This window comes from Umezawaea endophytica (assembly GCF_025061645.1).
Classification (GTDB): Bacteria; Actinomycetota; Actinomycetes; order Mycobacteriales; family Pseudonocardiaceae; genus Umezawaea; species Umezawaea endophytica.
Window position 1 is genome coordinate 123,759 of the sequence record NZ_JANYMP010000005.1, and the last position, 18,399, is coordinate 142,157.

An 18,399-nucleotide genomic window follows, 5' to 3' on the forward strand; every position below is an offset into this window, starting at 1 on the left:
CGCCACCGTCCGGGAACGGACGGGTGAGCCCCGGACCACCCGTCCGTGGCTTGCCGCCGCGCGGCCGTGGCACGCTGGTCGGATGAGCAGAGCCGAGTTGGCCGACTTCCTGCGCCGCAGGCGGGAGGCGCTGCACCCGGACTCGGTGCCGAACGCCCACCCGCCCGGTCGGCGGGCCCGGCGCACCCCCGGACTCCGCCGGGAGGAGGTGGCCGACCTCGCCGGGATGTCCACCAGCTACTACGAGCGGCTGGAGCAGGCCCGCGCGCCGCGGCCGTCGCCGCAGGTGCTGGCCGCGCTGGGAACGGCGCTGCGCCTCACCCCGGTGGAGCGCGAGCACCTGGCCCGGCTGGCCGGGCAGCTCCCGCCCAGCACGGACGCCGATCGCGCGCCCGTCCCCGCCGATGCCCTCGCCCTGCTCCACCGGCTCGGGCCGGTGCCCGCCTACCTGGTCGACGAGCGGGAGGACGTCGTGGCGTGGAACAGCGCGGCGGCGGCGCTGATCATCGACTTCGAGAGCCTGCCCGCGGAGGAGCGCAACACCGTGCGCCTGTCCATCCGGCTGGGCGGCACCCTCTGCTCGGCGCCCGCCGGGGCCGAGGGCGACTTCGCCCGGCAGGCCGCCGCCCACCTGCGCGCGACCAGCGCCCGCCGCCCGGTGGAACGCGTGCTCGGCGAACTGGTCAACGAGTTCGCCGCCCACAGCCCGGACTTCGCGGCGGGCTGGCGCAGCCACGACGTGCGCCCCCGCCTGACGCTGCGCAAACACCTGCGCCACCCCGAGTTGGGCGACCTGGAACTGGACCGGCAGACCCTGCTGGTGCCGGGCACCGACCTGCGACTCGTGCTCTACACCGCCGATCCCGGCAGCCCGAGCGCCGCCGCGCTCGCCAGGGCGGCGCGGACCTCCTGACGCACACCCGGTCCCGGAACGACGAATCCCGACGACACGGACATCGCCGGGATTCGCTCACTCACCAGGGCCGGTGTTACCTCTGGGTGAAGGGATCGGTGAAACCGGCGGCCGCGTCGGTCGCGGTGGTGCCGAAGTCTTGCGCGGTATCGGTCGCGGTGGCACCGAAGTCCTGTGCGGTGTCGGTCAGGTTCTGCCCCGCTTCGCCCGCGAAACCCTCCGCCGTCTGCGTGACCTGATCAGCGGATTGGGTGAACTGCTCCACGACCTCGGAGCCACCGAAGAGCTCGGCGGCCTTGTCCTTGAACGCATCAAAAAGGCTCATATCGGACATTACACCAGATTTAGGGATAAAGAGGGTGCACCGCCCCGCGTGCAGCGGCCGTGGCACCGCCCACCCCTTCCCTGTGAGGAGTGCCCGCGGTGTCCGCATCGGGGCTGACGTTTTCGGTGTCCGCCGCGCAGAGCGTCACGACAGCACCGATGTGGCGAACAGCCGTCGTCCCCGACTGTCCGAAAAGGACACCAGAACCCGGCGTGAGCCGTGGCAGCGACCGCGTGCAGGCCGTCGTGTACGCGTACGAAACGGGCATCGTGGCACCGCCGTGACGGCCCCTGGTCGGCGGCCGACCCGTTCCCCAGTGGAGGATGGGGTCATGAAGACGCAGGCCGGTCCATCGAGCGTGCCGCGGTGAGCGTCCGGAGCGACCCCTACGCGCTCACCTTCCCCGTCGTCGCCCTAGTCGCCTCCGCGGGCGGGCTGGCCGCGCTGTCCACGGTGCTCGCACCCCTCCCCGCGGACCTGCCCGCCGCGCTGCTCGTGCTCCAGCACCTCAGCCCTGAGCACCCCAGCCGCCTGGCGCAGATCCTCGACGACCGCACCGCGCTGGAGGTTCGCGCGGCGGGCGACGGCGACGAGCTGCGGACGGGGACGGTGCTGGTGGCGCCGTCCGCTCGGCACCTGCTGGTCACCTCGGAGGCCCGACTCGGCCTGATCGACTCCGACGACCTGCCGCCCGCGCGCCCGTCGGCGGACCTGCTGCTGGCCACCCTCGCCGTCACCTGCGGCCCCCGCGCGCTCGTGGTCGTGCTGACCGGCAGGGGCACCGACGCCCAGGCGGGCATCCGCGCCATCTCCCACTGCGGTGGCACCGTCTACGCGCAGGACGAGGACAGCTCGGCGTACTTCGGCATGCCCGCCGCGGCCATAGACACGGATCTCGTGCACCGCGTCCTCCCGCTGGCCGACATCGCCCAAGCCATCCAGTCCCACGTCCTCACCCACCGGTGACCGAGGGCGGAGGTGCGGGACTCGCCCGTCGTGTGATCCACCGCCGATACCCCACGGGTATCTTCCCAGTGTGGAGCTACGCACGCTGCGGTACTTCGTCACGGTCGCCGAGGAACTGCACTTCGGCCGCGCCGCCGCCCGGCTGCACATGAGCCAGCCGCCGCTGAGCCGGGCCATCCAGCGGCTGGAGGCCGACGTCGGCGCCCCGCTGCTCGACCGGTCGGCGGCGGGCGTCTCCCTCACCCCGGCCGGGGCCGTGCTGCTGGACGAGGCGCGGGCCCTGCTCGACCAGGCCGACCGGGTGCGCGTTCGGGTGGCCGCGGCGGCGGGTACCGCGACCATCACCATCGGCATCCTCGGCGACAGCACCGACCAGGCCGCCACCAACCTGGCCGCCGCGTACCGCCGCGAGCACCCCGGCGTCGACGTCCGGGTCCGCGACACCGACCTGACCGACCCAACCTGCGGCCTGCACGCCGGGCTGGTCGACGTGGCGCTGACGCGCGCGCCGTTCAACGACACCGCTTTGGCCGTCCGCGACCTGCGCGCCGACCCGGTCGGCGCGGTGCTGCGCGCCGACGACCCGCTGGCCGTCCGCGACCACCTGACGCTGGCCGACCTCGCCGACCGCCGCTGGTTCCAGTTCCCCCGCGGCACCGACCCGATCTGGCAGTCGTACTGGAACGGCGGCGAACCGCGCGAGGGCCCGGTGGTGCGCGTCGTCCAGGAGTGCCTGCAAGCCGTGCTGTGGAACGGCACGATCGGCATCGCCCCGCTCGGCCACGACCTCCCCGAGCACCTGGCCGTGGTCCCCCTGGTCGACATGGCGCCCAGCCGCGTGGTGACGGCGTGGAACGAGAACGACACCAACCCGCTGATCCGGTCCTTCGTCCGGATCGCCACGGCCGTGTACCGCGACTCCCCGCCGCTGAGGGCACCGTCCGCCCGGAGGGCCTCGGCGTCGTAGGCGCCTCAGCCCAGCTTCATCTGCCTGCGCAGCACGCGATCCAGGAGTCGGTCGGGCATGAACCGCACGAGCCGGACCAGCACGGCGGCGTCGCGGCCGACCGTGTAGCGCGTGCGCGGCTTCCGCGCGGTGATGGCCCGCGAGACCACCGCGGCGGCGCTCTCGGGTTCGACGCCGTCCTTCCCGAAGGCCTCGATCTGGCCGAGGAACGCGGTCGTCAGCTTGTCGTAGCGGACGTGCTGGTCGGGGGTCATGGCCTCGGCCAGCCGGGTGGCGGTGGCGACCCCGCTCTCGTTCATGGCGGTCCGGACGGCGCCGGGGACGACGACCACGACCCGCACGCCGAACTCCTCGACCTCGCGGCGCAGCGCGTCGCTGACGGCCTCCATGGCGAACTTCGCGGCGGCGTACGGGCCGAAGCTCGGCATGGCGACCTTGCCGCCGACCGACCCGATGTTGACGATCCGGCCGCCGTGCGCGTGCAGGGCGGGCAGCAGCGCCTGGATCACCGCGATCTGCCCGAAGACGCCGACCTCGAACTGCCGCCGCCACTCGGTCAGCGCCAGCGCCTCCACCGCCGCGTTGACCGCGATGCCCGCGTTGTTGACCACCGCCCGCAGCGGCCGCCCGCCGGGGTCCCGCGCCACCCGTTCGGCCAGCGCGGCCACGTGGGCCTCGCTGGTGATGTCGAGGATGACCGGCTCGACGTTCTCGGCGGCCAGGCGGTCGGCGTCGACCTGTCGGCGCACGCCCGCCAGGACGTGGAAGCCGTCGGCGGCGAGGCGCTTCGCGGTCGCCCGGCCGATGCCGGTGGAGGCGCCGGTCACCACCACCAGTTCCGCGGCCCTCCCCTGGGTCCGTGGTGGGCGGGTGGTGCGGGGCGTGGGCCGTTCGTCGGCGTGCTGCGGTCGGTTCATGCGGTCCACCGTCCACCGCCGGGTTCGGCGGTGGCAGCCACGGATCGTCCTGGTACAGCCGGTACCAGGCTGCGTCCGGAGTCCTGCGCGACACTGGGCGGATGAACGACCTGGGTTCCGCGCTCCGCGCCTGGCGAGACCGGCTCGCCCCCGAGGCGGTCGGGTTCACGCACAACTCGCCGCGCCGCGCCCGCGGGCTGCGGCGGGAGGAACTGGCCGTCCTGGCGGGCATCTCCATCGAGTACGTGGTCCGGCTCGAGCAGGGCCGGGCCACGACCCCGTCGGCGCAGGTGTGCTCGGCACTGGCCCGCGCGCTGCGGCTGTCCGACGAGGAGCAGGCCCACCTCATGCGCCTGGCGGGCCACACCGCGGACCCGAACCGGATACCGAGGCTGATACCGGGGAGCGTGCACCGGATCATGGACCAGCTCGCCGGGCACCCGCTGTCGGTCTACGACGCCACGTGGCAGCTCCTGCACTGGAACCCGCTGTTCGCGGCGACCTTCGGCGACCCCTCCGCCCTGTCCCCCGACGACCGCAACCTGCTGCTGCGGCAGTTCGAGGGCAAGACCAGCCGGGTGCGGTTCACCCCGGCCGAACTGGCCTCGTTCGAGTCGTCGCTGGTGGCGGACCTGCGGGCCACCACCAGCCGGTACCCGGACGACCAGGACCTCGACGCGCTGATCAGGCGGCTGGACCGCGGCGCGCGCTTCCGCGAGCTGTGGGCGCTCCGGACGGTCGCCGCCCACCAGAGCGGGCACAAGGTCGTCGAGCACCCCGAGGTCGGCCCGGTCGACCTGGACTCCGACACCCTCACCACGCAGGGCTCGAACCTGCGCGTGGTCGTGTACACACCACGTCCCGGAACGGACGCCCGGAGCAAGCTCGACCTCCTCGCCGCCATCGGCACCCAGGAGCTGTCACCACGGGCCGACTGATCCGCCGCTCACGCCCGCATGACCGCGGCGATGGGGATGCGGGCGGCGCGGATCGCGGGGACCAGCCCGCCGAGCACCCCGGCGGCCACTCCCGCGACCACCCCGGCGACACCGGCCTGCCACGGGAACGAGATGCCTTGCAGCGCCGGGTAGCTCGGGCCGAGCAGGGCCGACCCGACCTTCACCCCCGCGGCGCCCGTGCCAATCGCCGCCACGGCGGTCAGCAGCCCGGTCAGCAGCGTCTCCGCGAGCACGATGCCCGCCAGCAGCAGGCGCGACGTGCCGACGGCGCGGCGCAGGGCCAGTTCCTCGACGCGCTCGCCGACCGTCGCGAGGCCGACGTTCAGGATGCCCGCGACGCCGATCAGCAGCACCAGCGCCGCCATCCCCAGGAAGATCAGCCGCACCAGGGAGAGTTGGCCCTCCAACTCCTCCCGCGAGTCGATCGGGTGCGCGTCCAGCTCGTCCGCGGGCACGCCGACGCCGATCAGCCGGGAGCGCAGCGTCTGCACGAGGTCGGTCGCTGAGGGCGACAGCATCACCTGGACGCGGGAGCCGCCGCGGGACGTGTCGGCGTTCGACGAGCCGGGCGGCCACGTGCGCAACTCGTCCATCCGCACGTAGACCGAGGGCCGCGGGCTGCCGTCCTCGACCACGCCGACCACCTGCGGCGTGACGTGGACCGCCGCGCCGGGCAGCGCCATCTCGCCGGGGACCCGGTGCCGCCGCAGGCCGATCGCCGCCTCCTCGTTCACCACGATCCTCGGGGCCAGCGCCGGTGCCGAGGCGAAGTCCAACCACTGCCCCGAGACCTGGCGGAACGGCCGGAACCCGCGGACGTCGCCGGTGAGGGCTTCGAGCTGCACCTCGATCGCCTGGCCGTCCGGTTTGCCGGAGCCGCCCTCCGGACCGCCGACGCGCGGGTGGTCGAACGGCACCGCCCCGTCGTTGATCGGGCGCACGCCGGGCTCGCCGATGATCGCGTTCATGCCGACCACGGCCACCCCGTCGGACCTGCCGGCCAGCGTCCGCTCCACCACCCCGAGCGCCGGTTCCTCCTGGGGCACGAACATCTGGAGCGTGCCGTCCTTGCCGCGGGTCAGCTCGACGCCGGAGAGCATCGCGCGTTCGGCGATCTCGGCGCCCGCCTGCACCGTCAGCACCGCGAGCACCCCGAGGAACAGGCTGGTCATCGACAGGAACGTGCGCAGCTTGCGGGCGCGGATGCCCTGACCGCCGATGACGAGCGCCGAGCGCAGCTTCCCGGAGCCCATCAGGCGAACCGCCCTTCGCGCAGTTCGAGGACGTCGTCCATCTTGCGTGCGTGGTCGCGGTCGTGCGTGACCAGCACCAGGCCGCAGCCCCGGCTGGTGGCGTCGCGCAGCACGTCGACGACGAGGGCGCCGGTCTCGGTGTCCAGCGCGCCGGTCGGCTCGTCCGCGAGCAGCACGCGCGGTTCGCGGACCAGTGCCCGTGCGATGGCGACGCGCTGCTGCTCGCCGCCGGACAGCCTGGGTGGCCGGTGCTCGGCGAGGTGCGCGATGCCGACCAGGTCCAGTGCCGCCATCACCCGCGCCCTGCGCTTGCCCCTGGGGAGCCATCCCTGGCCGTTGACGAACGCCATCGCCACGTTCTGCGCCGCGGTGAGGTGCTTGAGCAGGAAGAAGCGCTGGAACACGAAGCCGAACTCCGCGCTGCGCAACGCCGCCGCCCGCTGTTCGGGAAGACGGGTGATGTCCTTGTCCCCCAACAGGTAGCGCCCGCCGTCGGCCCGGTCGAACAGGCCGAGGACGCTGAGCAGGGTGCTCTTGCCCGAGCCGGACCGGCCGAGGATCGCGACGCTGCGCCCCGCGTGCAGGGTGAGGTCCACCCCGGACAGGATCGAGCGCGGCTCCCCCTGGCCCTTCAAGGTCTTGGTGATGCCGGTCAGGTGGATCAACGGTGTCATCGTCGCTGTCCCGTCGGGGTCGTGGCGCCGTCCTGGGCGGGATCGGGCAGGTCGGGTCCGGGCACGGCCAGTTCCTCGTCGCCGGTGAGACCGGAGGTCACCTCGACGACCTGGCCGTCGGTGAGGCCGAGCACCACGTCGGTCGTCCGGCGCGAGCCGTCCGGCAGGAGCACGTCGACCCTGCCCCGGTCCCGCCTGCCCGCGACCGCCTCGACCGGGACGGCGAGCGCGTTCGCCGACCGGCCGGTGACCAGTTCCACCGAGGCCGAGGCCCCGTTGATCAGCGTCACGTCACCGGGAGCGGCGCAGACGACGCGCAGGCCGGTGGCCGCGCTGCGCGACGCGGGCTCCCCCGACGGCTCCGGGGTCGACTCGGGCGCCGTGCCCGCGGGCAGGGCCGCGATGGTGCCGAGCACGGCGCACGGGAACGGGCCCGGACCGTTCTCGATCTGCGCGCGCACGTCCGAGGTGGCGCCCGAGACCTGGTACGCCTGGCCCGCGTCGAGGCCGGCCACGATGCCGTAACCGGTGTGCTCCGCCGACGCGATCGGCATGCCCGCGGTGACCGTCGCCCCGTCGTCCACGAGCCGTCCCGCGAACACCGTGCCCGCCGGGATCTCGACGGGGTGGGCCGTCCCGTCCGCCGAGACGGTGGCGACGCGAACCGGTGTGGTCGAGGGGGTGTCGGAGGCGGGCAGGTCGACGAAGCGGACCTTCCCGGCCACCGGCGCGACCAGCCCGATCGTCGGCCGCATCGTCACCGTCCCGGCCAGCGACAAGGTCGTGGTGAGGTCTTTCCTGGTCGGCTTCACCCTGGTCAGCGCCGTGCCCCGCGGCGAGAGGTCGGGGTTCGCCCCGTCCGGTCCGGTCGCCTGGCAGGCGGTGGTGGTCATCAGCAACGCGCACAGGGGCGCGATGGCGTTGACGCGCATCGAAGTCCTCTCCATGTCCGGCTAGTCCCCGTGGGGGTGGGTCGTGGCCGTGACGCCTCGGAGCGCCACCCCGCAGGCCGTGGCCGCGATCAGCGAGACGAGGAGCCCCGCGGCGGCGGGCGCGGCGATCCACGGCGTCAGCGGCGTGTCCAGGTCGTGCGGGAGGCCCGGTGTGACGGACAGCAGCCCCAGCCCGACGCCGAAGCCCGCGCCGCAGGCGAGGAGCGTCGACGCGAACACCGGCAGCACGACCTCGCGCCGCAGCACCCTGCGCAGCAGGGGGACGGGGGTCCCGGCCACCACCAGCGCGCTGAACGTCCGCCGCCGGTCGATCACCGAGCCCACGGCGGACACCGCCGCGCCCGAACCGCCGAGCAGCGCGGCGATCACCAGCCCGATCACCACCGCGCGGCGGAGGTCCTCCAGGATCGTGGCGCCCACCGCGTCGGCGCGTTCGCCGTCCTGCAACGACACCCCCGGTATCGCCCGCACGAGTGCGGTGTGGACGGTGTCGCGGTTCTCGGGTGTGGTCAGCACCGCCACGCTGTTCGGCCGCGCCGCCACCGTCGGGACGAGTTCCGGGTCGACGACGACGTAGGAGGCGCTCCGGTGGGCGCGGACCTCGACGCCCACGGGCAGTTCGACCTTCGCCGAGCCCTGGCTCCCGGCCACCCGGAGTGGACGGCTGGTGTCCAGCGGCTGCGGGGCGTACACCGCGGGCCCCGGTGCGCAGGTGAGTCCGGTGAGGACCTTCGCGACGTCCGCGCACCGGCCGACCAGCGCGGAGTTCGACCGGCCGCCCGCCGTCAGCAGCCCGGTGACCATCGGCAGGACCGGCGCGTCCGTCGCCGAGCGCAGCGCGTCGATCCGGCCGGGGTCGGTGATGTCGTGCGCGACGATCGCGTCCGGCGACCACGTCCCGTCGTCGAAGCGGACCTGCCGCTCCAGCGCCGTCACCATGGTCAGCGCCAGCGATCCGGTGAACACGGCGATGACCACGCCCGCCGAGCCGCGGAACGCCGCGACCGGGTCGCCGACGAGCCGCCGTCCCGCGAGCAGCGTCGCCGGTCCGCGCCAGCACCCGACGAAGAGCCGCCCGACCAGCCACGTCACCACCGGCCCGGTGAACACCAAGGCCAGCGCGACCCCGGCGACACCCGCCAGCACCACCTCGAACCGCCTCGGCCCACCGACCTCCCGCGCGACCGCGATGCCCGCGAAGAACAGCGCGAACGCCCCGCACCCGATGAGCAGCCGCCGCCACCGCACCACGCGGACCCTCACCTCTCCCGGCGCACGGGCGACGACCCTCCAGTGCCCCAGCACGGCGGCGCCCACGACCAGCACCGGCGCGCACACCGCCGCGACGAAAGCCACCAGCGGGTCGGGCGCGAAGTCGGCGGGGAACCAGGTGCCGCCCTCCCACGGGACCAGCGCGGCGAGGTGGCTCGACGGCCAGGCCAGCGCCACGCCGAGCGCGCTGCCGACGACTGCCCCGACGGCGATCTCCACCGCGATCACCACGACGGCCTGGCGCGGCGTGGCGCCCGCCAGCCGCAGGGCCGTGAGGCGGTGTTCCCGTTTGGCGGCGGTGAGCCGCCCGACCGACGCGACGAGCACCAGGCAGGGCACCACCAGCACCACCAGACCGATCCTGGTGAGCAGGAACAGCGCCGTGCCCGACTCGTCCACCTCCACGCTCGACCCGAGCAGGTCGCGGACGTGGCGGCCATCGACCGCGCCCGGCGGGTGGCCGACGATCGCGACCAGCTCGTCCGGGAACCGCAGCGCTCCCTCACCCAGCAGACCGACGACGGCGCCGGGGAAGCGGTCGCCGAGCCTCGCCGCGGGCACGGTGCCCACCAGGTCGGCGAGCGCGGGTGAGAGCACCACCTCGCCGGGGCCGGGCAGGCGCGGAATCCCCTGGGCCACGGCGACTTCCCCCGGTTCGGCCGACGCGACGTCGAAGCGCGCGATCAGCCTGCCGCCGAACTCGTCCGCGGTGGACGCGACCGTCACGGACCCCTCCGGGCCCGCCTCCCGCCACGCGACGCGGTCCTTCCGCGCCTCCAGGGCGTTCGGCGCCGCGAGCAGCCAGAGGACGAGCAGGACGCCCACGGCCACGCCGGAGGCGATGAGCGCGGCGGAGACCCGGCCGCGCCGGTCCCCGCGGAACAGGGTGATCGCGAGCCTCACGCGGGACCACCGTCCCGGAGCCGGACCACCGGGTCCCGCTCCACGTCCACCCCGCCGACGGCGGGCTCGACCGATCCACTCGACACCGGACTCATGCCGTGGATCCTGTCGAGCGGGCGGCGGTCCCCGCCTCGGTCGACCCGCCATTCCGGGTCGGTCAGGTGACCGAGGTGGGAGGTGGGCGGAATCAGTACCGTTTCCACTATGGACGGATTTCGCAGGCAGTGGCCGACCGTGCTCGCGCTCGGCGCGCTGCTCGTGACGGAACTGGTCTGGCTGGTGCCCGTTCGCGGCCCGGCGATCTGGTCGTGGCTGCTGTCCCTGCCCGTCTGCGTGGCCGCGGTCACCGCCCACCGCTTCCCGGCCGCGTCGACGGCGGTGGCCGCCACGTCGGTGGTGCTGGCCTCGTTCGCCGATCAGGCGGGCAGCCACCAGTCGGAAGCCGCGTTCGGCCTGCTGTCGCTCTCCGAGACCGCGGCGTGCATGGCACTGGTCGCCGCCGTGGTGCGGTACGCGGCCTTGAGGACGGCCGTCACGAGCGTGGGCGTGCTCATGGCGGTGAGCCTGCACGCGGCGGTGGCGCGCGACCTGTCCTGGACGGAGTCGAACATCGTCGGGTCGTTGCTGCTGGGTGTGGTCGCGGTGGGGACAGGCCGGTACTTCCGGGCGCGGGACGCCGAACGCGAGCGCGTGCTGTCCGCCTCGGTGTCCGGCGCGCAGCGCGAGGAGCGCATCGCGCTGGCCCGCGAACTGCACGACGTCGTCGCGCACTACGTGACCGGCATGCTGGTGCAGGCGCAGGCCGCGCTGGACGTGGCCGACGAGGACCCGAAGGCGGCGCACCGGCTGCTGCCCGGCATCATCGACAGCGGGACGACGGCGGTGGGCGCGATGCGCAGGCTCGTCGGCACGCTGCGCGAGGGCGGCCCGGAGGTGGCGACGACCGACCTCGGCGCCGACGTCCTGGCCGTCGTCGAACGCTCCCGCGACCAGGGTCTGCCGGTCCGGCTGCGTATCGACCTCCCACCCGAACTGCCGCCCGAGCTGGGCCGGTCCGTGCTGCGGCTGGTCCAGGAGTCGCTGACCAACGCGCACAAGCACGCCGTCGAGGCGACCGAGGTCGCCGTGGAGCTGTCCCGGACACCGACGGCGCTGCGCGTGGTCGTGACCGACGACGGCAGGCAGGCGTCGACGCGGGCCTCGGGCTACGGCCTGGTCGGCATGCGGGAGCGGGTCGACATCCTGGGCGGGCGGTTCTCCGCCGGTCCCGGCGAGACCGGGTGGCGGGTCCTCGCCGAACTGCCGTGGGAGGGGCGCGGGTGATCTCGGTCCTGATAGCCGACGACCAGGAGATGGTGCGCGTCGGGTTCCGGATGATCCTGGAGAAGCGCCCGGACATCACCGTCGTCGCCGACGTCGCGGACGGGGTCGCGGCCGTCACGACGGCCCGCGAACTGCGGCCGGACGTGTGCCTGGTGGACATCCGGATGCCGGGGCTCGACGGGCTGGAGGTGACGAGGCAGCTCTCGCCGACGTCGAAGATCGTCGTCGTGACGACCTTCGGCCTGGACGAGTACGTGCACACCGCGCTCCAGCACGGGGCCAGCGGGTTCCTGACCAAGGAGGCGGGCCCCGAACTGCTGGTGGAGGCCGTCCGGGCGGCGGCGCAGGGCAACGCGCTGATCTCGCCCCAGATCACCCTGCGGCTGCTGGAGCGGTTCACCCGACCGGGCGAGAAGGTCGAGCGGCACAAGCTCACGGCGCGGGAGCAGGACGTCGTGCGCGAGGTGGCGCGCGGCCTCACGAACCAGGAGATCGCCGTCGCGCTCCACATGTCGCTGTCCACGGTGAAGACGCACCTGACCTCGGTGCTGGCCAAGCTCGGCGCGCGCAACCGCGTCGAGATCGCGTCCTGGGCCTGGCGGGTGGGCCTCGCCGGGTCGTGACCGCCGCGCGGCCGGGCCCCCGCTCCACGGAAGGGTGATTCACCGGAATTCCGAACCGTCTCCGAATATCTGCGGAGAGATCGCCGAATCGTCGTGCCACCATCGCGTCGGAAACGGTTTCGCGGGGAAGTGGACGGTTCGCAATGCGGTTCGGCGCTCGACGACCGCGGTCCCGATTACCCTCGGCCGCTCAGATCCCGTGGGCGCGGATCATCGGCGCCATCAGCTCGGCGCGCACCCTCCACATCGGACGGCGGGCCGTGAGGACGGTGGCGAACAGCAGCAGGTTGCCGAGCACGGCGGTCACGACGACCAGCGGCACGCTCTCGACGACACCGCCCAGCACCGCTCCGCCGACGGCGACGACCGCGGCCACCGCGCACAGCGCCGCCGTGCGCACCGGCTCGTCCCAGCGGAAGCCCCGTCCGCGCTCGACCTCGGCGATCAGCTCCCCCGCCCGCCGGGCGACGTCCCGGTCGGCGGGGTCCAGCCCGGCCAGCCGGTCCGCCGCCTTCGCGCACTCGACGAACTGGGCGGCGTTGGCGATCTCCAGGTCACCGTCGCGGGTGACCGACCGGGAGGTGTCCGCGACCGCGAGCAGCGCCGCCGCGAGCCGGTCCGCGTCCACCGGCGCCGACTCGGCCCTGGCCACCTCCGCCCAGCGCTCCGCGAGGGTCCACTCGATCCGATTCCGCACGTCTGCCTCCGTTTCCCGTTCCAGGAGAAGGGTTCCATGAGCGATCCGCTCGCCGCGAACATAGCGGAGGACGAGACCGGGGACCGCCGTCCACCCGTGTCGAACCGCGAACGGGCCCGTCGGTCGACGCCGCCGGGGTCGCTCTGGTTCGCCGCGACGGCGGCGGCGATCGGCGTCGTGGTGAGCCTCTGCGCGGGCCTGGGGACGATCTACGTCCCGCAGCTCTGGCCCGCCGCTGCCGGCACCACTCCCCCGCCGCCCGCCCTCTCGTCGACGTGGCCGCTCAGCGGCTCCCCGACGAGGTCGACCACCGCGACGCCCACCGTCCCCAGTGGACCGCCCACCGGGTTCTACCGCCACACCGGCCCGCAGGGCCTCGTGACCGTGCTGCCGGACTCGTTCGTCCCCGGCAGCGGCAAGGTCAAGGGGACGCTGGTGGCGAAGGACCCCGCGGACCCCGACGTCGAGGTGCGCTTCGGCGGTGACCAGCAGGGGCCCGACAGCCTCCTGGAGACGATCACCAGTGCCGCGAACGCCGAGGCGGCCAGCCCCGAGTACACGCGGGTGGCGCTGACGAGCACCACCCACCAGGGCCTGCCCGCCGTCGAGTGGGAGTTCGTGAAGCCGAACGCGAACGGGGCCGTCCGGCACACCCGTGCGCACTACTGGCGGGCGAACGGCGTCGAGTACGTCCTGCTCGTCACGGCGCCGCCCGCCCGCTTCCCCGACGCCGCGCCGATCCTGGCCGCGATGACCCGCTACAGCGAAACCCCCTGAGGAGCGTCACCGGAGATGGTCCTGGCCACCACGAGGTGGGCTCGGTTCGCCCCGCAGCCCGACCGCGCCGATCCCGACCGCCACGAGGCCACGCGCCACCTGTGCGCCGCCGCCCACCTCAGCCGCGACTTCGCGGACGCCGCGCTGCGGGAACTGCTGGTGGAGCCGACCCGGCCCGCCGCGCCCGCGCCGGGCGTCGACTCCGCCGCCGTGCTCACCGAGGCGCTGGCCGCCCGGCTGCGCACGGACGTGGTGGACGTGCTGGTGCTGGTGGTCCTGGTGCTGGCGTTCTCGCTCGTCTTCCCGCTGGCGGCGGTGTGGGGCCTCGTGGCGCTGCTGCTGAGCCTGCCGAAGCTCATCCGCTCCTGGCGCGACGCGCAGGCCCGGCGCGGTGCCGCCCGCCCGATCCGGCCCGTCCGCACCGTCCTGGTCGTCCTGCTCGTCGTCAGCTCGATCGGGTGGGTGATCGACTCGGCGGGTTCCGGCCGCCGCTCGACCGACCTCTCCGGGATCGTGCCCGACACCACGTCCGACAACGTGACCGCCGCCGTGCTGCTCGCGGTGGCGCTGCTGGTCCTGCTGACCAACCGCCTGCTCATCGCCCACCACGTGACCGACCGCTTCGGTCCGCTCAACCACCGGCCGTCGCGCCCCGTCGACCGCGCCCTGCTGAGCCTGTCCCCGACGCTGGCCGCGCGCGTCGAGGAGCACCACGGCGCGAACAAGCGCCTCCGCCGCGGGGTGTCCGAAGAGGATGGACTGGTCCCGCTGCTGGTGCACCGGGGCTACAAGCCGTTCGTCGGCGCGGGCGACATCCACGAACCGTGGACCATCGCCGTGCCGCTGGAGCGCAAGGCCGACGCCCCGCCCAACGTCGAACCCCTCGACACCGCGATGCTGCTGGACGGCATCACCAGCAAGGTCACCGACCTGCGCGACGCGCCCCTGCTCGCCCCCAGCGCCCGGCTGGGCTCGCTCGGGGTGGACGACTACGTCGTGGTCGACGCGCAGGGCCTGGTGGACAACCTGTCCAGTCCGCCGTCCGCGCACTACCTCAAGGACCCCGGCGTGCCGCCGTACACGCACGTGCCCCGGTCGCACGCGCACGACCTGCGCGACAGCCCGCTCGAGTGGTCCCGCTTCTACCGCCGCTTCTCGCTGGTGACGTGGGAGCACGACCTCGTGGTCTCGGTCTTCGTGCACGTGGCGATGGACGAGTCGACGCTCTACCTGGAGTGGACCCCCTGCGTGCTGCGGCCCATCAACGCCGAGCTGATGGCCGTGGACACCGAGCCCGCGTCGCCGTGGGTGCCGGTGGGCCGCGCGCTGAAGGACCTGGTGCTGCTGCCCGCGAGCGCGCTGTCCCGCGCGTCGCGCCTGGTGATCCGCCCGCGCGCGCTCCGGCCGGACCGCGGCCGGGTGAACCCGGACCGGTACGGCGCGCTGCTGACCCTGCGCGAGATGGCCGCCGACGTCGAACTCCGCAGCTACTTCCAGCAGGCCGACGTGGAGCGGTACACGCACCTGCTGCGCACCCGCGTGACGCTCGCCGTCGCGGAGATCCTGCGCACCGCCGGCTACCACACGGCGTCCTTCGACCAGCAGGTCCAGTCGGTCGTCAACACCACCGTCAACACGGTCACCATCGCCGACGGCGGCACCGTGACCGGCCACGTGCTGCAAACGGGGTCGCTGAACGGCGACGTCGACATCACCGGCTGAACCGGCTGACGGCGAAGCGACCCGGTTGTGCCCTCCGCCGGGACGGCGATACGGTCGCCGCGGCGGAACGGGTCGAGAGGACACCACAGATGATCACGGAGCCGACGCTCCTGCGGATCGGCGAGGCCGTGCAGATCGGCCACGGGGGCGACCGGGAGGCGGCCCGCCTCCTCTTCGCGGAGATCTGGGCCGAAATCGGCGGCGAGCGGGGAGATCCCCTACACGTGTGCACGCTCGCCCACTCGATGGCCGACATGCAGGACGACGTGCGCGAGGAACTGGTCTGGGACCTGCGGGCGCTGGCGGTGGTCGACCTGCTGACCGACGAGCGCGTGGCCGAGGCGGGCGTGCCGCTCACGGTCGCGGGCCTGCGCCCGTCGTTGCACCTGAACCTGAGCGAGTGCTACCGCAAGCTGGGCGATCTCGACCGCGCTCGCGAGCACCTCGGGCACGCGCGGGCCACGATCGACGCGCTCGGCGACGACGAGTACGGGCGGCTGATCAGGAACGGCCTGGAGCAGGTGGCCGAGGGCCTGCGCTGACCCGACCGCACTGGCCGCGGGTCGATCAGGAGGCGGCCGTCAGCGGCCGGATGGCGTTGTCGATCTCCAGGTCGATCAGCCGCTGCGCCTCGATGGTGGCGTTCTCGAACACGCCCGCGAGTTCGAGGCTGACGATCCCGTGCACCCGCGTCCAGATCAGGATCGCCGCGGCGGACGCGGCCGGGGTGGTCTCGGGCATCCGCTGGGCACCGGCCCACAGGCGCAACTGCCCGTCCAGCGCGCGGTCACCGCTGGTGGTCCCGCCGGGCGCCGCGTTCTGGATGGTCACCAGCAGGTCGACGAGCAGGGCCATCCCCTGGTGCAGCGGGGTCCGCTCGTCCCCCTCGGCGAGCACGCCGTCGGTCCGGTCGGCGAACAGCATCCCGTAGCGCCGTCGGTGTCGGAGCGCCCACTCGCGGTAGGCCGCGACCAGCAGCCCCACCCGCGTGCGCGGTGCCCGCCTGCCCCCTTCGGCGGCCTGGCTCATAGCCGCCGTCAACTGCTCGTACGACACCGTGATGAGGTGCGCGAGCAGCGCGTCCCGCGAGGTGAAGTAGCGGTACACCGCGGGAGCGGACATCGCCATGCTCCTGGCCAGTGCCGCGATCGTCAGCGCGTGGACGCCCTCGGCGTCGATGATCGCGAACGACGAGTCCTCGATCTCCTGGAACGTCTGGGCCCGCAGTCGGTCGCGCCTGCTCAGCGCAGGTGGCTGGTCGGTCATCGGCGCATCGTAACGGCCCGTGCGGGCCGGGACAGGTCATTCGACGCGCTACGGCCCGTAGCGCGTCGACCGGGCAGTCACGCCGTGGCGCCGTACCGGTGGCCCACACCGGCCAGCATCGCGTCGACCTCACCCTCGTAGAGCAGCGCCGGATCGATGCCGGTGGCCGCCAGGTGCTCACCCAGTTCGAGGCTGATCAGCCCGTGCAGCCTGCTCCACCACACCAGCCCGAAGCGCAGCACGTCCACGGGCAGGTCGTGGTGACCGCCGCTGTTCCAGCGCAGGATCTGCCGCTCCAACCCGGCGGGCACGGGTGGACCGGACGGCCGCCCGACCTCGGCGACCACCGCGAGCAGCACGGCCATGCTCCGCTGCGCGGCGGGCACGATGCGGTCGCCCGCGTGGTCCCGCCCCGAACCGTGGGTGGACCCGTGCGCAAGGCGGTAGGCGTGGGGATGGGCCAGCGCCCACTCCCGGTAGGCGTTCGCGACCGCGCGAACCCGCGCCACCGGGGACGCCGGTCGACCGGCGGCGGCCTCCAGCGCCTCGGCCAGGTCCAGGTGGACGTCGACGGCCAGGTCGGCGAGCAGCGCGTCGCGGCTGTCGAAGTAGCGGTACAGCGCCGCCATCGACATCGCCATGGTCCGCGCTATCGCGTTGAGGGACAACGACTCCGAGCCCGACTCCCGCACCTGGTCCATCGCCGCGGCCTTGATCTCCGCCACGGTCCGGCGCCGGATCCTCTCCCGACGGGTCGGCTCCTGCTCGGCCATCGCCACCACCTCACTCGACGCAACGGGTTGACACACTATGACACATCGCCGCATAGTTACGACCATTAACACCGCGATGCGTGATCGCCCGCGTCCCCTGGGCGACCGCGACGGCGTCACCCGCTCCCCACCGGAGGAACCCCGGCATGAAGATCACCATCTCCGGCGCGTCCGGCCTCATCGGCGGCAGGCTCGCCGCCCGCCTCCGGGACCGCGGCGACGAGGTGACGGTGCTCTCCCGCTCCGCGAGCACCGACCTGGCCGCGTGGCGGTGGGACCCGCTCGCCGGACCCGCGCCGGTCGGCGCGCTGGCCGGTCGGGACGCCGTGGTGCACCTCGCGGGCGAACCCATCGCCCAACGCCTGACCGACGAGGTCAAGGACCGCGTCCGGCGTTCGCGCGTGGACGGCACCCGCAACCTCGTCGACGGTCTGCGCACCACCCCCGAAGCCGACCGGCCGCGGGTGCTCGTGTCCAGTTCGGGCGTCGCCTACTACGGACCGCGCGGCGACGAGGAGATCACCGAGGAGACCCCGCCCGGTGGCACGTTCCTCGCCACCGTCTGCGCCGAGTGGGAGGAGGAAGCCGCCAGGGCGGCGGAGTTCGGCGTCCGGGTGGTGCGGATGCGCACCGGTGTCGTCCTCGACGCCTCGGGCGGCACGCCAAGTCGCTGCTCGCCACCTACCGGATCGGCCTGGGCGGGCCGATCGCGGGCGGCGCGTTCACCGTCCCGTGGATCCACGTCGACGACATCGTCGACCTGTACGCCAAGGCGGTCGACGACACGTCGTGGACCGGCGCCTACAACGGCACCGCGCCCGAACCCGTCACCCAGCGGGAGTTCGCCAAGGCACTCGGCAGGGCCCTGCGCCGCCCGGCCGTCCTGCCGACGCCGGGGTTCGCGCTCAAGCTGGCGCTCGGCGAGATGGCCGACGTAGTGACCACGGGCCAGCGCGCCGTCCCCCGCCGCGCGCTCGACGGCGGCTACACCTACCGGCACCCGCGCCTGGACACCGCGCTGGCCGCCGCGCTGAGCTGAACTCGACCGTCCACTCCGGACCTGGCGGGGGGGGGGGCGGGGCCCCGGCCCCCGCCCCCCCCCCCCGGGGGCGGCGA

The 18,399-nt window shown here is 73.9% G+C and carries 19 protein-coding genes and 1 pseudogene; 11 read left to right on the forward strand and 9 right to left on the reverse strand.

Annotated features, from left to right (window positions below; all coding sequences use genetic code 11):
- Positions 1-82 precede the first annotated feature (82 nt).
- Entirely contained in the window at positions 83-913 is an 831-nt protein-coding gene (locus NZH93_RS12860) for a helix-turn-helix transcriptional regulator (protein ID WP_259623261.1), read from the forward strand.
- Positions 914-989: 76 nt separating this feature from the next.
- Here NZH93_RS12860 and NZH93_RS12865 read toward each other — a convergent pair whose 3' ends face one another.
- Positions 990-1,247 carry a hypothetical protein gene (locus NZH93_RS12865; RefSeq protein ID WP_259623262.1) on the reverse strand — a complete coding sequence of 86 codons (258 nt, stop codon included), beginning with the start codon at positions 1,245-1,247 and terminating at the stop codon, positions 990-992.
- A 357-nt stretch (positions 1,248-1,604) separates the two neighbouring features.
- Here NZH93_RS12865 and NZH93_RS12870 point away from each other — a divergent pair, with 357 nt between their 5' ends.
- Together NZH93_RS12870 and NZH93_RS12875 are read left to right on the forward strand one after the other, a co-directional pair.
- Positions 1,605-2,204, forward strand: coding sequence for a chemotaxis protein CheB (locus NZH93_RS12870; protein WP_259623263.1), 600 nt, complete (start codon positions 1,605-1,607; stop codon positions 2,202-2,204).
- 70 nt (positions 2,205-2,274) lie between these two features.
- Positions 2,275-3,171, forward strand: a complete 897-nt coding sequence (locus tag NZH93_RS12875) for a LysR family transcriptional regulator (protein WP_259623264.1) — start codon at positions 2,275-2,277, stop codon at positions 3,169-3,171.
- Between the two features lie 5 nt (positions 3,172-3,176).
- On the opposite strand, the gene NZH93_RS12880 is transcribed toward NZH93_RS12875, so the two are convergent.
- The gene (locus NZH93_RS12880) at positions 3,177-4,088 is read right to left on the reverse strand and encodes an SDR family NAD(P)-dependent oxidoreductase (RefSeq protein ID WP_259623265.1); all 912 of its coding nucleotides are present in this window, start codon (positions 4,086-4,088) and stop codon (positions 3,177-3,179) included.
- Between the two features lie 101 nt (positions 4,089-4,189).
- Between NZH93_RS12880 and NZH93_RS12885 the strand changes: the two genes are divergently transcribed.
- Positions 4,190-5,026: a helix-turn-helix transcriptional regulator gene (locus tag NZH93_RS12885; protein WP_259623266.1), complete on the forward strand. Its 837-nt coding sequence runs from the start codon at positions 4,190-4,192 to the stop codon at positions 5,024-5,026.
- Positions 5,027-5,034: 8 nt separating this feature from the next.
- On the opposite strand, the gene NZH93_RS12890 is transcribed toward NZH93_RS12885, so the two are convergent.
- The 4 genes from NZH93_RS12890 to NZH93_RS12905 are packed head-to-tail and all read right to left on the reverse strand — an operon-like array spanning position 5,035 to position 10,102.
- Entirely contained in the window at positions 5,035-6,300 is a 1,266-nt protein-coding gene (locus NZH93_RS12890) for an ABC transporter permease (protein ID WP_259623267.1), read from the reverse strand.
- Positions 6,300-6,974 carry an ABC transporter ATP-binding protein gene (locus tag NZH93_RS12895; protein WP_259623268.1) on the reverse strand — a complete coding sequence of 225 codons (675 nt, stop codon included), beginning with the start codon at positions 6,972-6,974 and terminating at the stop codon, positions 6,300-6,302. The genes NZH93_RS12890 and NZH93_RS12895 overlap by 1 nt, the downstream gene beginning before the upstream one ends.
- Positions 6,971-7,921 carry an efflux RND transporter periplasmic adaptor subunit gene (locus NZH93_RS12900; RefSeq protein WP_259623269.1) on the reverse strand — a complete coding sequence of 317 codons (951 nt, stop codon included), beginning with the start codon at positions 7,919-7,921 and terminating at the stop codon, positions 6,971-6,973. The genes NZH93_RS12895 and NZH93_RS12900 overlap by 4 nt, the downstream gene beginning before the upstream one ends.
- 6 nt (positions 7,922-7,927) lie before the next feature.
- The gene (locus NZH93_RS12905; RefSeq protein ID WP_259623270.1) at positions 7,928-10,102 is read right to left on the reverse strand and encodes an FtsX-like permease family protein; all 2,175 of its coding nucleotides are present in this window, start codon (positions 10,100-10,102) and stop codon (positions 7,928-7,930) included.
- Between the two features lie 204 nt (positions 10,103-10,306).
- On the opposite strand from NZH93_RS12905, the gene NZH93_RS12910 reads away from it, so the two are divergent.
- Together NZH93_RS12910 and NZH93_RS12915 are read left to right on the forward strand one after the other, a co-directional pair.
- Positions 10,307-11,425 (forward strand): sensor histidine kinase, encoded by a 1,119-nt coding sequence (locus NZH93_RS12910; RefSeq protein ID WP_259623271.1) that lies wholly within the window; start codon positions 10,307-10,309, stop codon positions 11,423-11,425.
- On the forward strand, positions 11,422-12,048 hold the full coding sequence (locus NZH93_RS12915; RefSeq protein ID WP_259623272.1) for a response regulator: 627 nt from the start codon (positions 11,422-11,424) through the stop codon (positions 12,046-12,048). The genes NZH93_RS12910 and NZH93_RS12915 overlap by 4 nt, the downstream gene beginning before the upstream one ends.
- Positions 12,049-12,238: 190 nt before the next feature.
- Here the strand turns inward: NZH93_RS12915 and NZH93_RS12920 are convergent, their stop codons facing one another.
- The gene (locus NZH93_RS12920; protein ID WP_259623273.1) at positions 12,239-12,745 is read right to left on the reverse strand and encodes a hypothetical protein; all 507 of its coding nucleotides are present in this window, start codon (positions 12,743-12,745) and stop codon (positions 12,239-12,241) included.
- 36 nt (positions 12,746-12,781) lie between these two features.
- Here NZH93_RS12920 and NZH93_RS12925 point away from each other — a divergent pair, with 36 nt between their 5' ends.
- From NZH93_RS12925 to NZH93_RS12935, 3 genes are all read left to right on the forward strand, one after another.
- Positions 12,782-13,522: a serine/threonine kinase C-terminal domain-containing protein gene (locus tag NZH93_RS12925; protein WP_259623274.1), complete on the forward strand. Its 741-nt coding sequence runs from the start codon at positions 12,782-12,784 to the stop codon at positions 13,520-13,522.
- A 15-nt stretch (positions 13,523-13,537) separates the two neighbouring features.
- Positions 13,538-15,244: an AbeC-like domain-containing protein gene (locus tag NZH93_RS12930; protein ID WP_259623275.1), complete on the forward strand. Its 1,707-nt coding sequence runs from the start codon at positions 13,538-13,540 to the stop codon at positions 15,242-15,244.
- An 89-nt stretch (positions 15,245-15,333) separates the two neighbouring features.
- Entirely contained in the window at positions 15,334-15,786 is a 453-nt protein-coding gene (locus NZH93_RS12935) for a hypothetical protein (protein WP_259623276.1), read from the forward strand.
- A 25-nt stretch (positions 15,787-15,811) separates the two neighbouring features.
- On the opposite strand, the gene NZH93_RS12940 is transcribed toward NZH93_RS12935, so the two are convergent.
- Both NZH93_RS12940 and NZH93_RS12945 read right to left on the reverse strand, forming a co-directional pair.
- On the reverse strand, positions 15,812-16,510 hold the full coding sequence (locus NZH93_RS12940) for a TetR/AcrR family transcriptional regulator (protein WP_259623277.1): 699 nt from the start codon (positions 16,508-16,510) through the stop codon (positions 15,812-15,814).
- A gap of 77 nt (positions 16,511-16,587) precedes the next feature.
- Entirely contained in the window at positions 16,588-17,283 is a 696-nt protein-coding gene (locus NZH93_RS12945) for a TetR/AcrR family transcriptional regulator (protein ID WP_259623278.1), read from the reverse strand.
- A 146-nt stretch (positions 17,284-17,429) separates the two neighbouring features.
- On the opposite strand from NZH93_RS12945, the pseudogene NZH93_RS50645 reads away from it, so the two are divergent.
- Together NZH93_RS50645 and NZH93_RS50650 are read left to right on the forward strand one after the other, a co-directional pair.
- Positions 17,430-17,855: pseudogene (locus NZH93_RS50645) on the forward strand (NAD-dependent epimerase/dehydratase family protein); the annotation flags it as partial.
- Positions 17,855-18,322: a DUF1731 domain-containing protein gene (locus NZH93_RS50650; RefSeq protein WP_259623279.1), complete on the forward strand. Its 468-nt coding sequence runs from the start codon at positions 17,855-17,857 to the stop codon at positions 18,320-18,322. The pseudogene NZH93_RS50645 and the gene NZH93_RS50650, both read left to right, overlap by 1 nt.
- The last annotated feature ends 77 nt before the right edge of the window (positions 18,323-18,399 follow it).

What these genes read in the sequence shown, in the direction of transcription:
- NZH93_RS12860 (WP_259623261.1), top strand. Translation starts at nt 83, where the DNA reads ATGAGCAGAGCCGAGTTGGCCGACTTCCTGCGCCGCAGGCGGGAGGCG.
- NZH93_RS12865 (WP_259623262.1), bottom strand. Translation starts at nt 1,247, where the DNA reads ATGTCCGATATGAGCCTTTTTGATGCGTTCAAGGACAAGGCCGCCGAG.
- NZH93_RS12880 (WP_259623265.1), bottom strand. Translation starts at nt 4,088, where the DNA reads ATGAACCGACCGCAGCACGCCGACGAACGGCCCACGCCCCGCACCACC.
- NZH93_RS12885 (WP_259623266.1), top strand. Translation starts at nt 4,190, where the DNA reads ATGAACGACCTGGGTTCCGCGCTCCGCGCCTGGCGAGACCGGCTCGCC.
- NZH93_RS12890 (WP_259623267.1), bottom strand. Translation starts at nt 6,300, where the DNA reads ATGGGCTCCGGGAAGCTGCGCTCGGCGCTCGTCATCGGCGGTCAGGGC.
- NZH93_RS12895 (WP_259623268.1), bottom strand. Translation starts at nt 6,974, where the DNA reads ATGACACCGTTGATCCACCTGACCGGCATCACCAAGACCTTGAAGGGC.
- NZH93_RS12900 (WP_259623269.1), bottom strand. Translation starts at nt 7,921, where the DNA reads ATGGAGAGGACTTCGATGCGCGTCAACGCCATCGCGCCCCTGTGCGCG.
- NZH93_RS12910 (WP_259623271.1), top strand. Translation starts at nt 10,307, where the DNA reads ATGGACGGATTTCGCAGGCAGTGGCCGACCGTGCTCGCGCTCGGCGCG.
- NZH93_RS12925 (WP_259623274.1), top strand. Translation starts at nt 12,782, where the DNA reads ATGAGCGATCCGCTCGCCGCGAACATAGCGGAGGACGAGACCGGGGAC.
- NZH93_RS12930 (WP_259623275.1), top strand. Translation starts at nt 13,538, where the DNA reads ATGGTCCTGGCCACCACGAGGTGGGCTCGGTTCGCCCCGCAGCCCGAC.
- NZH93_RS12935 (WP_259623276.1), top strand. Translation starts at nt 15,334, where the DNA reads ATGATCACGGAGCCGACGCTCCTGCGGATCGGCGAGGCCGTGCAGATC.
- NZH93_RS12940 (WP_259623277.1), bottom strand. Translation starts at nt 16,510, where the DNA reads ATGACCGACCAGCCACCTGCGCTGAGCAGGCGCGACCGACTGCGGGCC.
- NZH93_RS12945 (WP_259623278.1), bottom strand. Translation starts at nt 17,283, where the DNA reads ATGGCCGAGCAGGAGCCGACCCGTCGGGAGAGGATCCGGCGCCGGACC.